This window comes from Actinocorallia lasiicapitis, assembly GCF_054778695.1.
The window spans coordinates 1-13,144 of sequence record NZ_BAAGZI010000144.1 but is presented as its reverse complement, the minus strand read 5'-3'; the positions used below and the strand labels follow the sequence as shown (position 1 = coordinate 13,144).

10 protein-coding genes are annotated in these 13,144 nt (G+C 70.3%); 8 read left to right on the top strand and 2 right to left on the bottom strand.

What is annotated here, in order from left to right; all coding sequences use genetic code 11:
- Both ACYVE7_RS17530 and ACYVE7_RS17525 read left to right on the top strand, forming a co-directional pair.
- On the top strand, positions 1-2,203 hold a 2,203-nt coding region (locus tag ACYVE7_RS17530; protein WP_460365788.1), incomplete at its 5' end, for a S41 family peptidase.
- A 2-nt stretch (positions 2,204-2,205) separates the two neighbouring features.
- Positions 2,206-3,507, top strand: coding sequence for an ABC transporter substrate-binding protein (locus ACYVE7_RS17525; protein ID WP_460365787.1), 1,302 nt, complete (start codon positions 2,206-2,208; stop codon positions 3,505-3,507).
- Here ACYVE7_RS17525 and ACYVE7_RS17520 read toward each other — a convergent pair.
- The gene (locus ACYVE7_RS17520; RefSeq protein WP_460365786.1) at positions 3,491-4,378 is read right to left on the bottom strand and encodes a 1-aminocyclopropane-1-carboxylate deaminase/D-cysteine desulfhydrase; all 888 of its coding nucleotides are present in this window, start codon (positions 4,376-4,378) and stop codon (positions 3,491-3,493) included. The genes ACYVE7_RS17525 and ACYVE7_RS17520 overlap by 17 nt on opposite strands.
- 44 nt (positions 4,379-4,422) lie before the next feature.
- Here ACYVE7_RS17520 and ACYVE7_RS17515 point away from each other — a divergent pair, with 44 nt between their 5' ends.
- From ACYVE7_RS17515 to ACYVE7_RS17490, 6 genes are all read left to right on the top strand, one after another.
- Positions 4,423-6,792: an ATP-binding cassette domain-containing protein gene (locus ACYVE7_RS17515; RefSeq protein ID WP_460365785.1), complete on the top strand. Its 2,370-nt coding sequence runs from the start codon at positions 4,423-4,425 to the stop codon at positions 6,790-6,792.
- A gap of 226 nt (positions 6,793-7,018) precedes the next feature.
- Positions 7,019-8,128, top strand: coding sequence for a sugar ABC transporter substrate-binding protein (locus tag ACYVE7_RS17510; protein ID WP_460365784.1), 1,110 nt, complete (start codon positions 7,019-7,021; stop codon positions 8,126-8,128).
- Between the two features lie 73 nt (positions 8,129-8,201).
- On the top strand, positions 8,202-9,011 hold the full coding sequence (locus tag ACYVE7_RS17505) for an ATP-binding cassette domain-containing protein (protein WP_460365783.1): 810 nt from the start codon (positions 8,202-8,204) through the stop codon (positions 9,009-9,011).
- On the top strand, positions 9,008-10,261 hold the full coding sequence (locus ACYVE7_RS17500; RefSeq protein WP_460365782.1) for a sugar ABC transporter permease: 1,254 nt from the start codon (positions 9,008-9,010) through the stop codon (positions 10,259-10,261). Before ACYVE7_RS17505 ends, ACYVE7_RS17500 begins: the two co-directional genes overlap by 4 nt.
- A gap of 13 nt (positions 10,262-10,274) precedes the next feature.
- The gene (locus ACYVE7_RS17495) at positions 10,275-11,483 is read left to right on the top strand and encodes an ROK family transcriptional regulator (protein WP_460365781.1); all 1,209 of its coding nucleotides are present in this window, start codon (positions 10,275-10,277) and stop codon (positions 11,481-11,483) included.
- Positions 11,484-11,645: 162 nt separating this feature from the next.
- On the top strand, positions 11,646-12,032 hold the full coding sequence (locus ACYVE7_RS17490) for an HNH endonuclease (protein ID WP_460365780.1): 387 nt from the start codon (positions 11,646-11,648) through the stop codon (positions 12,030-12,032).
- Between the two features lie 40 nt (positions 12,033-12,072).
- Here ACYVE7_RS17490 and ACYVE7_RS17485 read toward each other — a convergent pair whose 3' ends face one another.
- The gene (locus tag ACYVE7_RS17485; RefSeq protein ID WP_460365779.1) at positions 12,073-12,867 is read right to left on the bottom strand and encodes a class II aldolase/adducin family protein; all 795 of its coding nucleotides are present in this window, start codon (positions 12,865-12,867) and stop codon (positions 12,073-12,075) included.
- Positions 12,868-13,144: the final 277 nt, after the last annotated feature.

The window sequence follows — 13,144 nt, the reverse complement described above, 5'->3', positions numbered from 1 at the left end:
GCTGGTCGACGCGGGCACCGAGCTGCCGGGCGACGCCCTGGAGGTCGCGCCCGCCGCCGGGATCGAACCCGGTTCGTCCCCGCGCAGGCTCGCCGCGGGCAAGCTGGGCTGGGCCGCCGACCTGGTCTCCGCCCCGGACGGCGTGCGCGTGGTCGTCACCACCCGGGACGGCCGGATGCTGCTGGTCGAGATCGAGTCGGGCGAGACCGCCGAGCTGGCCTCGACCGGCAACGGCCGGATCGAGGACGTCGTGTTCTCGCCCGATTCGGAGTGGCTGGCCTGGTCGGAGCCCGAGGCGGCGCCGCTGCGCCGGATCCGGCTGATGCGGCTGTCCGACCGGACCGTCGTGGACGTCACCGACGGCCGGTTCGAGGACACCTCGCCCTGCTTCACCCTGGACGGCCGGTTCCTGGCGTTCCTGTCGTGGCGCGGTTTCGACCCCGTCTACGACCAGCATGTGTTCGATCTGTCGTTCCCGTTCGGCTGCCGCCCCTATCTGCTGCCGCTGGCGGCGACGACCCCGTCGCCGTTCGCGCCGTCGGTGGACGGGCGCCCTGCTTCGGGCGAGGATGAGAAGAAGGACGACGAGCAGGGCGACGGCTCCCATGTGGTCGTCGATCTGGAGGGGCTCGCGGCGAGGGTCACGCCGTTCCCGGTGGAGGCGTCCCGGTACGCGGCGATGAGCGCCGTCAAGGGCGGTGTGGTGTGGATGAAGATCCCGCTCTCCGGTGAGCTGGGCGAGAGCGGCCCGACCCCGGACTCGCAGTCGCTGCGGCCGTCGCTGGAGCGGTTCGACTTCGGCACCCGCAAGTGCGAGGAGATCGTCGATCCGCTCGACGGGTACGCGGTCAGCGGGGACGGCGAGCGGCTCGTCGTCCGGAACCGGGGCCGGTTGACGGTCGTGCCGTCCGACCGGTCGGCGGGGGACGACGACACCGTCAAGGTCGACCTGTCCCGGGCACGCGCGATCTTCGATCCGAAGGACCGCTGGGAGCTGGCATACGCCGAGGCGGGACGGGTGGTGCGGCACGACTTCTGGAACGAGGAGGTGCTGGCGGAGTTCGTCCACTGGGACGAGGTCCTGGACCGGTACCGTCCGCTGCTCGACCAGGTGGCGACCCCCGACGACTTCGCGGACCTGCTCTGGGAGGTGCAGGGCGAGCTCGGCACGTCGCACGCCTATGTCTCGCGCGCCCGGTACGGCCGGGCGGGGGACTGGCTGGGGATGCTGGGCGCCGATCTGCGGCGTGACGGCGACGTCTGGCGGATCACCCGGATCCTGCCGGGTGAGTCGTCCGACCCGCGTGCCCGGGGCCCGCTGGCGGGCCCGGGCATCGTGGTCCGGCGGGGGGACGTCCTGCTGGAGATCGACGGCCGTCCCGTCGACCCGGTGACGGGTCCTGGACCGCTGCTGGCGGGCATGGCCGACACGCCCGTCGAGCTGACGATCGGCCCGCGCGACGGGGGCGCGCCGCGCCGGATCGCGGTGGTCCCGCTGCTGGACGACGAGCGGCTGCGCTACCAGGACTGGGTGACGGGGCGTCGCCGGCATGTGCGCGGCTCGTCCGGCGGCCGGCTCGGCTATCTGCACATCCCGGACATGGTCGGGTTCGGCTGGGCGCAGCTCCACCGCGACCTGCGGGTCGAGGCGGGTCTCGACGGCCTGATCGTCGACCTGCGCGGCAACCGCGGCGGCCACACCAGCCAGCTCATCGTCGAGAAGCTCAGCCGCAAGATCATCGGCTGGGACGTGCCGCGCAACCGGAAGCCGACCTCCTACCCCGACAACGCGCCGCGCGGCCCGATCGTCGCGGTCGTGGACGAGCGGGCCGGTTCGGACGGCGACATCATCTCCGCCGCGTTCAAGACGCTCGGGCTCGGCACCGTCATCGGCACCCGCACCTGGGGCGGGGTGATCGGCATCGACGGCTGGCACCGGCTGGCCGACGGCTCCAGCATCACGGTCCCGCAGTACGCGACCTGGTTCGATCCCTACGGCTGGGATCTGGAGAACCACGGGGTCGATCCCGACCTCGAGATCGTGATGACCCCGGAGGACTGGGTCAACCACCGCGACCCGCAGCTCGACACGGCCATCGCCGCCGCGCTCGCGGCGCTGGAGTCGCATCCGCCCGCACAGCCGCCGGGCCCGGCGGCCAGGGCTGCGCGGATCCCGGAAACCCCTGTCGAGGAACCGTTCTAGCGATGCGCATCGGAAAGTTCGGACCGGTCCTCGCCCTCGTCGCGGCCGCCCTCGCGGGCTGTGGCGGCGTGGCGTCCGGCACCCGTGCGGAGCTCGTCTACTGGGCTTCCCAGCAGGGCGCCGGTCCCGGCGACGACAGGGAGATCCTCCAGCCCGAGCTCGACAAGTTCGAGAAGCAGACCGGGGTCAAGGTCCGGGTCGAGGTCGTCCCGTGGACCGAGCTGCTCGACCGGATCCGCGAAGCCTCCGTCTCCGGCCAGGGGCCCGACGTCGTCAACATCGACACCACCTGGTCGGCGTCGCTCCAGGCGACGGGGGCGTTCCTGCCGTTCGACGACGCCGCCCTGGCGAAGGTCGGCGGCAGGGGCCGTTTCCTCGGCCCGCCGCTCGCCGCGACCGGCGCGGCGGGCCGTCCACCGGTCGGCGTCCCGCTCTACGGTCAGGCCTACGGCCTCTATTACAACAAGCGGCTCTTCAAGGAGGCGGGCATCGCGGGCCCGCCGAAGACCTGGGACGAGCTGATCGCTGCGGGCAGGAAGCTGACCGACCCGGAGAAAGGCCGGTGGGGACTGTCCCTCCAGGCCGGCCGGCCCACCGCCAACAGCCGTCTGGCCGCGATCCTGGGCGCCCAGCAGGGCGCGGAGTTCTTCACTCCCGACGGCGGGCCGCGGCTCGCGTCCGGCCCGTCGGTCGAGGCGGTCCGGCAGTACGTCGACCTCATGCAGGAACACCGGATCGTGAACCCGTCCGACGCCGCCTCCACGGACCCCGCCCGGTCGATCAAGGACCTGGCGGACGGCAGAGCCGCCATGTTCATGCACCAGGCCTCCGGCCGCTCGTTCCAGAACCTCGGCATGGCGATGGGCGACCTCGGCGTCGCGCCGATCCCGCTGCCCGCGGCCCCGCCCGCGAACGGCCGGAAGGTCACCAGCTTCGTGGGCGGGATCAACCTGTCGGTGTTCGCCCGCACCGGGAACAGGGACGCCGCGCTCGACCTCGTGCGGTTCCTGGTGTCGACGCCCGAGCAGGCCCTGCTGAACAAGGCCTACGGTTCGCTGCCGACCGTCCGGGACGCCTACGCCGATCCGGCCTTCCGGACCGAGGAGGCCCAGGTGTTCCGGAACATCCTGAGCTCCACGGCGGAACCGCTGCCGCAGGTTCCGCAGGAGCCGCGGTCCGAGACCCTGCTCGGTACCGCGATCCAGCGGATGTTCGCCGACGTCTCGGCGGGCGGAAGCGTCGGCGCCGGGCAGATCCGGCAGGCGCTGACCCGGGTGGACGAGCGGCTCACGGCCGGTGGCTGACCTCCTCGGCCGGGGCGGAACCCGTCACGACCGCGACGATCCGGGTGCCGGGCGCAAACGCCCCGGCCCGGATCCTGGTGAACAGGCCGAGCAACATCTTCGCCACATAGACCCGCTCCAGCCGCAGGCCGTGACGGGCGGCGAACGTGTCGAGGAACGCGTCGAGTTCGGCGCTGCGCCGGGCGTAGCCGCCGCAGTGGAAGGCGTGGTCGAGCTCCCACGGCCCGTCGGGCGCCCCGTACAGCCGGGCGACCTCGCCGGACAGGTACTCCGCGCCCTTCAGGACGGGGAAGCCGAGGGCGCGCCGGCCGGGCGGCAGGCCCCTGGCGAGGCCGGCGAGGGTGCCGCCGGTGCCGACCGGGGAGCACAGGACGTCGAAGGGGATCGTGATCTCGGCGGGCAGTTCGGCGCAGCCGCGCACCGCGTGCTCGTTGCTGCCGCCTTCGGGGAGCAGGAAGAACGGCCCCCACTCCGCTCGGAGCCGGTCGACGGTCTCCGGTTCGGTCTTGCGGCGGTAGGCGGCCCGGTCCAGGTAGGCCAGGCGCATCCCCAGCTCGACGGCCCTGGCCAGCGACGGGTTGAGCGGCAGATGCTCCTCGCCGCGGACGATTCCGACGGTCTCGAACCCGAAACGGCGCCCGGCGGCGGCCGTCGCGCGCAGGTGGTGGGAGTAGGCGCCGCCGAACGTCAGCAGCCGGGTGTGGCCCTCGTCCCTGGCCGCCTCCAGGTTGTACTTGAGCTTGCGCCACTTGTTGCCGGACAGGTCCGGGTGGATGAGGTCGTCGCGTTTCAGCCAGAGCCGCACCCCGGCCGCCTCCAGGGCAGGATCGTGCAGTTCGGTCAGCGGCGACGGCAGACGGAGCGGGGGCACGGCTGCCATTATCGTGGACGGCACCACCAAGATCGGATGGAGACATGATGAGCAAGGCCGAGCCGCACGTCGCCGACAGCCACGACCTGATCCGGGTGCACGGGGCGCGGGTGAACAACCTCAAGGACGTCAGCGTCGAGCTGCCGAAGCGGCGGCTCACCGTGTTCACGGGGGTCTCCGGCTCGGGCAAGAGCTCGCTGGTGTTCGGGACCATCGCCGCGGAGTCGCAGCGGCTGATCAACGAGACCTACAGCGCGTTCGTGCAGGGGTTCATGCCGACGATGGCACGGCCCGAAGTGGACGTCCTGGAGGGCCTGACCACCGCGATCCTCGTCGACCAGCAGCGGATGGGCGGCGACGTCCGATCGACGGTCGGCACCGCCACCGACGCCAACGCGATGCTGCGGATCCTGTTCAGCCGGCTCGGCGTCCCGCACATCGGCGGGCCGCAGGCGTACTCCTTCAACGTCGCGTCCGTCCGGGGGGCCGGGGCGATCACGGTGGAGAAGGCCGGCGGCAAGACCACCGAGAAGCGGACCTTCTCCCGCACCGGCGGCATGTGCGTGCGCTGCGAGGGCCGCGGCACGGTCAGCGACTTCGATCTGACCCAGCTCTACGACGCGGAGAAGTCGATCAACGAGGGCGCGATCACGATCCCCGGCTACAGCGTCGACGGCTGGTACGGCCGGATCTTCGGCGGCTGCGGCTTCTTCGACCCCGACAAGCCGATCAAGAAGTTCACCAAGAAGGAGCTGCACGACCTCGTCCACAAGGAGCCGACCAAGATCAAGGTGGACGGCATCAACCTCACCTACGAGGGCCTGATCCCGAAGATCCAGAAGTCGATGCTCTCCAAGGACGTGGACGCGCTCCAGCCGCACATCCGCGCCTTCGTGGAGCGCGCCGTGGTGTTCACCGTCTGCCCCGACTGCGACGGTACCCGGCTGAGCCCCGAGGCCCGCTCCTCCAAGATCAACGGCATCAGCATCGCCGACGCCTGCGCCATGCAGATCAGCGATCTGGCCGACTGGGTGCGCGGCGTGTCCGATCCGTCCGTCGCGCCGCTGCTGGCGACCCTCCAGCACACCCTCGACTCCTTCGACGAGATCGGGCTCGGTTATCTGTCGCTCGACCGTCCGGCGGGCACCCTGTCGGGCGGTGAGGCGCAGCGCGTCAAGATGATCCGGCATCTGGGCTCCTCGCTCACCGACACCACCTACGTGTTCGACGAGCCCACCACCGGGCTGCACCCGCACGACATCCAGCGGATGAACGACCTGCTGCTGCGGCTGCGGGACAAGGGCAACACGGTGCTGGTCGTCGAGCACAAGCCCGAGACGATCGCGATCGCCGACCACATCGTCGATCTGGGTCCCGGGGCGGGCGCGGGCGGCGGCGCGGTGTGTTTCGAGGGCACCGTCGACGGGCTGCGCGCCAGCGACACGATCACCGGCCGCCACTTCGACGACCGCGCCGAGCTGAAGGACTCCGTCCGGGAGTTCACCGAGGTTCTGGAGATCAGGGGGGCGAACGAGCACAACCTCAAGGACGTGGACGTCGACGTCCCGCTGGGCGTGCTCACGGTCGTGACGGGCGTCGCGGGCTCCGGGAAGAGCTCGCTGATCCACGGGTCGATCTCGGGGCTCGACGGTGTGGTCGCGATCGACCAGGGGCCGATCCGCGGTTCGCGGCGCAGCAACCCCGCCACCTACACGGGGCTGCTGGAGCCGATCCGCAAGGCGTTCGCCAAGGCCAACGGGGTGAAGCCCGCCCTGTTCAGCGCCAACTCCGAGGGCGCCTGCCCGAACTGCAACGGCGCCGGGGTGATCTACACGGATCTCGGGATGATGGCGGGTGTCGCGACCGTCTGCGAGGAGTGTGAGGGCAAGCGGTACCAGGCGTCGGTGCTGGAGTACAAGCTGGGTGGCCGCGACATCAGCGAGGTCCTGGCGATGCCGGTGGCGGAGGCCGAGACGTTCTTCGGTGAGGGCGAGGCCAGGATTCCCGCCGCCCACGCCATCCTCAAGCGCCTGAACGAGGTGGGCCTGGGCTATCTGAGCCTGGGCCAGCCGCTCACGACCCTGTCGGGCGGTGAGCGCCAGCGCCTCAAGCTGGCCACCCACATGGGCGAGAAGGGCGGCATCTACGTCCTCGACGAGCCGACCGCTGGCCTCCACCTGGCCGACGTCGACCATCTCCTCGGCCTCCTCGACCGGCTGGTCGACTCCGGCAAGTCCGTGATCGTCATCGAGCACCACCAGGCCGTCATGGCCCACGCCGACTGGATCATCGACCTGGGCCCCGGCGCGGGCCACTCCGGCGGCCAGATCGTCTTCGAAGGCACCCCCGCCGCCCTCGTGGCCGCCCGCTCCACCCTCACCGCCGACCACCTCGCCACCTATGTGAACGCCTAGCCCCACCCCTCACGACGGCCCTTTCCCGCGGTGCGGGGGAGGGCCGTTGGTGTGTCCGTGCAGGTTAACGGCGTGTGTCCTGATTGTTATGGCTAGCAACAAATATGGGGCTTGGTTGGGTTGTGTGGCAGGTCACGGTCGCATAAGTTGCTGCAAACAACATTCACCCCACCCCCTCCGCCGCCCCTTGTCCGGGCGGTAGACCCCCTGAAAGGACCCACGCATCATGCGCAAGGGGATCCTCGGCCTCACCGTGGCCTCCACCGTTCTGCTCGGCTCGCTCGCGGCCTGTGGCGACGACACGAAGGACGGCGGCTCCACCGCTCCCAATTCCGCCGCTTCCAACGACAAGGTCGGCGTCATCCTGCCGGACAGCAAGTCGTCCGACCGCTGGGAGACCCAGGACCGTCCGGCGCTGGCCAAGGCCTTCGAAGCGGCGGGCGTCAAGTACGACATCCAGAACGCCCAGGGCGACAAGAACGCCTTCCAGACCATCGCCGACCAGATGCTGACCTCCGGCGTCAAGGTCCTGATGATCGTCAACCTGGACTCGGGCACCGGCAAGGCCGTCATCGACAAGGCCACCGCCGCGGGCGTCCCGGTCATCGACTACGACCGCCCGACCCTGGGCGGCGGCGCGAAGTTCTACGTCTCCTACGACAACGAGAAGGTCGGCAAGCTCCAGGGCGAGGGCCTGGTCAAGTGCCTGGCCGACGCCGGCGTCAAGAAGCCGATCGTGGCCGAGCTCAACGGCTCCCCGACCGACAACAACGCCACGCTGTTCAAGAAGGGCTACGACGGAGTCCTCAAGGAGAAGTACGACTCCGGCGAGTTCATCAAGGGCCCGGACCAGTCCGTCCCCGACTGGGACAACGCCAAGGGCGGCACGATCTTCGAGCAGATGCTCACCAGCAACCCGAAGATCGCGGGCGTGCTCGCCGCCAACGACGGCCTGGGCGGCGCGGCCCTGGCGATCCTGAAGAAGCAGAAGCTCAACGGCAAGGTCCCGGTCACCGGCCAGGACGCCACCGTCCCCGGCCTCCAGTCGATCCTGACCGGCGACCAGTGCATGACGGTCTTCAAGGACTCCGTCGGTGAGGCCAACGCCGCCGCCAAGCTCGCCATCGGCCTGCTGAAGGGCGAGGACGGCAAGGCCACGGCCACCGCCACCTTCACCGACCCGACCAACAACGCCACGATCCCGGCCGCCCTGCTCGACCCGGTCGCGATCACCAAGGAGAACGTCAAGGCCGTGATCGACGCGGGCGCCACGACCAAGGACAAGGTCTGCACGCCGGAGCTCGCCAAGGCCTGCGCCGACGCCGGCATCCAGTAGCCCAACCGGAAAACACCCCGGCCGCCTCCCCCTGCGGCGGCCGGGGTGCCCCCTTGAGGAGACCCCGAAAACCATGACCGCGTCCGAAGCACCGGCCACCCCGGTGATCGAACTGCGCGGGATCGACAAGAGTTTCGGTCCCGTCCAGGTCCTGCATGACGTCGCCTTCGCGGCCTACCCCGGCGAGGTGACCGCGCTCGTCGGCGACAACGGCGCCGGCAAGTCCACGCTCGTGAAGTGCATGGGCGGCATCCACCCGATCGACGGCGGGCAGGTGCTCTTCGAGGGCGCCCCGGTGCACGTGCACAGCCCCCGGGACGCGGCCGCGTTCGGCATCGAGATCGTCTACCAGGACCTCGCGCTCTGCGACAACCTGGACATCGTCCAGAACATGTTCCTCGGCCGGGAGAAGAAGGCCGGCATCGTGCTGGACGAGTTCTCCATGGAGGAACTGGCCGCCAAGACCCTCGCCGGTCTGTCGGTCCGCACCGTCAAATCGGTCCGCCAGCAGGTGTCGTCGCTCTCCGGCGGGCAGCGGCAGACCGTCGCCATCGCCAAGGCCGTGCTGTGGAACAGCAAGGTCGTCATCCTGGACGAGCCGACGGCCGCACTCGGCGTCGCCCAGACCCAGCAGGTGCTCGAACTGGTCCGCCGCCTCGCCGACAAGGGCCTCGCGGTCGTCCTGATCTCGCACAACATGAACGACGTCTTCGCGGTGTCCGACCGGATCGCCGCCCTCTACCTCGGGCGGATGGCCGCCCAGGTCAAGACCTCCGACGTCACGCACGCGCAGGTCGTCGAACTGATCACTTCGGGTCGCAGCGGGGAGCTCGGCCTGACCGGCGGCACCGCGGGCGCGCACGGAAACGGAGCCAAGGCATGAGCGCCGTCGCCTCCAAGGCACCTTCGGGCAAGTCGTCCGGCGGCGGTTCGCCGCTGGCCGGGATGGCGTCCGACTACATCGGCAAGATCCGGGGCGGGGACATGGGCGCGCTGCCCGCGACCCTCGCGCTCGTCGCCCTGTGCGTCGGGTTCTGGATCGCGCAGCCGGTTTTCATGTCCGAACGCAACTTCGCGAACCTGTTCACCCAGGGCGCGGCCGGCGCCGTCATCGCCATGGGCCTGATCTTCGTGCTGCTGCTCGGCGAGATCGACCTGTCGGCGGGGTTCGCCAGCGGCGTCAGCGCCGGGGTGCTGGCGGTCGTGATGACCAACCACGGCTGGCCCTGGTACGCGGCGATCGTCATGGCGATCCTGACGGGCGTCTGTATCGGCCTGCTGATCGGCCTGATCGTGGTCAGGCTCGGCATCCCGTCGTTCGTGGTGACGCTCGCGGCCTTCATGGCCCTCCAGGGCGTCGCACTGAAGATCATGGACAACGGCACGATCATCAGCGTCAAGGACAAGGTGATCCTGGGCGTCGCCAACAAGAACGTGCCGCCGGCGATCGGCTGGGCGATCTTCGGCGTGCTGGTCGCGGGGTTCGCGTACATCGAGCTCCGCAAGGCCCGCACCCGGATCAGCCGGGGGCTCGCCAACCGCGGCATGACCGTCGCCTATGTGCGGATCGCCGCGCTCGCCCTGATCGGCGGCGCCGCGGTGTTCGTCCTCAACGGCGAACGCAGCCAGAACCCGGTGTTCGCCTCGCTCAAGGGGATGCCCTACGTCGTCCCGCTGATCGGCGCGCTGCTGATCATCTGGACGTTCGTGCTGAACCGCACCACCTTCGGCCGGCACATCTACGCGGTCGGCGGCAACGCCGAGGCCGCACGCCGCGCCGGCATCGACGTCAACCGGATCAAGATCATGGCGTTCGTGATCTGTTCGGGGATGGCCGCGATCGGCGGGATCATCGCCGCGTCCCGCGCCAACTCCGTCGACCCCAACACCGGCGGCTCCGACGTCCTGCTGAAGGCCGTCGGCGCGGCGGTCATCGGCGGCACCAGCCTCTTCGGCGGCCGCGGCCGGATCATCGACGCCGTCCTGGGCGGCGCCGTGGTCGCGGTCATCGACAACGGTATGGGACTGATGGGGTACAGCGCCGGAACGAAGGCGATTGTGACAGGATCGGTCCTGCTGCTGGCCGCGGGGGTGGACGCGCTTTCGCGCAAGCGAGCCCTACCCGGACGTTAGGAACCCCGCCTCCATGAGAGCCGCACCCTCCCCTGAGGAGATCCGTCGGCACAACCTGGGCACCCTCCTGCGCCATGTCCATCTCGGCGGGCCGGCGTCGCGGGCCGCGCTGGCCGAGCGGATGGGTCTGAACCGCAGCACCATCATGGCGCTGACCTCGGATCTGACCGCCGCGGGACTCGTGACGGAGGAACTGCCCAAGGAGACCCGTAAGGCGGGACGGCCTTCGCTGGTCGTCCGGCCCGAGTCGGCCCGCGTCTACGTCCTGGCCCTGGACGTCGGCGCGGACCGGCTCGCGGTCGCCAGGGTCGGGCTCGGCGGCGTCATCCTCGACCGCAGGGACACGCCCCGGCCGCAGGGGTCGTTCGCGCCCGACGAGGTCATCTCCCAGCTCGCGGCGCTGGCCCGCGGGCTGGTCCGCAGGGCACGCCCCGACACGGTCTGCGTCGGGGTGGGCGTCGCCTTCTCCGGGATCATCCGGCAGGAGGACGGGGTCGTCCGCTACGGCCCGAACATCGGCTGGGTGGACGTCCCGTTCGGCGAGGAGCTGAGCCGCAGGCTCGGTCTCGGGCTGCGCGTCGCGGTCGGCAACGACGCCAACCTCGGCGCGCTCGCCGAACGGGAGCGCGGCGCGGGCGTCGGCCTCGACGACCTGATCTACCTGCACGGCGACGTCGGGATCGGTGGCGGCATCATCATGGGCGGCCGGCTGCTCGGCGGTGAGGGCGGGTACGGCGGCGAGGTCGGCCATATGGTCGTCAACCCCGGCGGCCGGCCGTGTGGGTGCGGGTCGCGCGGCTGCCTGGAGGCGGAGGGCGGCGAACTCGCGCTGATCGCGTCGGCGGGCCGCGATCTGTCGGGCCTGTCCGGCCGGGAGGCCGTCGAGATCATCGTGGACGCCGCCGACCGCGGTGACTCCACCGCGCGCGACGCCCTCCACCAGGTCGGCGACTGGCTCGGCTACGGAGTCGCCAACCTGGTCAACATCTTCAACCCGTCCATGGTCATCTTCGGCGGCGTCCTCCGCGAGATCTACCTGGGCTCCGCCGCCCAGGTCCGCAGCCGCCTGGCCCTGGACGGCCTGACGGCCGCCCGCGAGAACGTCAAACTCCGCACCGGCTCCCTGGGCGACGAAGCCACCCTCGTGGGCGCCGCCGAACTGGCCTTCGGCGACGTCCTGTCCGACCCCATCGAAACCCTGGCCCGAGCCAACGCCGTCTGACCCCGCCCTCGCTGTGGAGGATTGTTCACAATAAAGGGATTGCCTGCACAGGCCGTTGATCGGCACTCTTGTCCTGGAGGGCGGTCAGCCCGGTGAGAGGGGGAAGAGATGGCAAGCGTTCTCGTGTTGAACGCGTCGTATGAGCCTTTACAGCGTGTTTCTGTGCGGCACGCGATCCGGATGCTGGTCCGGGGCGTGGCCGTGGTCGAAGAGGCGCTGGAAGGGCGGTCGTACGGGGCGTTTCCCGAGCCGCGGGTGCTGCGGCTCGTGCGGTACGTGTCGATGAAGTGGCGGCACGCGCGCAAGCCCGGGTGGAGCAAGCCCGGCGTGTACAAGCGGGACAAGGGGCGGTGCGGCTACTGCGGCCGCCCTGGGAACTCGATCGACCACATCGTCCCGGTCTCGCGGGGCGGCGCGTCGAGCTGGGAGAACACCATCCTGGCCTGCACGAAGTGCAACCACAAGAAGGCCGACCATCTGCTCGCCGAGTGCGGCATGGCCCTCCTGTTCACCCCCCTGGCCCCGACCTGGGACCAGCTCATGAACTGAGAAAGGGCCCCCGAGGGGGCCCTTTCGCCCTTCCGGACGGCTACTCGAACAGGTCGGGCTGTTCGCGGATGACGGCGTCGGCGATCGGCTGGTAGTTGAACCAGGCGACAAGGTCGTTGCCGAGCTGCTGGGAGGTGAGGACGGCGTTCTCGTGCTCGATCTGGACGGGTGTGCCCGCCGCCTTGGCCAGTAGCTGGACCTGGGCGCTGCGCTCCATCGTGATGAACCACCAGGCGGCGGCGTCGACCGAGTCGCCGACGGTCAGCAGGCCGTGGTTGCGCAGCACGACCGCCTTGTAGGAGCCGAGGGCCGCGGCGATCCGCTTGCCCTCCTCCAGGTCGGTGACGACGCCGGTGTAGTCGTCGAACAGGCCGTGGTCCTGGTAGAACGCGCAGGCGTCCTGGGTGATCGGCTCCAGGAGCTGGCCGAGCGCCGACAGGGCGCGGCCGTGCGTGGAGTGGGAGTGCGCGGCGGCGACGACGTCGGGGCGGGCCTGGTGGATCTGGGAGTGGATCGCGAACGCGGCCTCGTTGACGGGGTAGCGGCCCTCGACGACCTTGCCCTCGTGGTTCACGAGGATCAGGTCGGAGACCCGGATGTGCTTGAACGACATCCCGAACGGGTTCACCCAGAAGCAGTCGGTCCGCTCGGGGTCGCGGACCGTGATGTGCCCGGCCACGCCCTCTTCGAAGCCGAACTTGCCGAAGGTCCGCAGCGCGACGGTCAGCCGCTCCTTGCGGTGCTTGCGCTCCTCCTCGACCGAGGTGAAGTTCGGCGGGAACCGGTACTCCAGGCCGCCGGCCATCTTGTTCAGGAACTCCTCTTCCTGCGACATCTGTTCCGCTCCTCGGTTGTCCGGGTGTGCCAAAGGCTGCTCTTACTCAAGCCTATGCGGGACGGGGCAGGCTAGGCCGGGACGGTCCAAACCGTTCGCCTACAGTTGTCCTGCGAGGACAAGGAGGTCCCGGTGAACCGGTTCGCTGAACTGCTGGGCGCGGGCACGTCGGATCCGGCGGTGGTCGAGGCGACGGTGCGCGCGGCGCGGGCGCGGTCGCCGCTGGTGGCGGCGCTGCCGGAGGACGAGGTCAGGCGGCACGTCCGGGCGATCATCG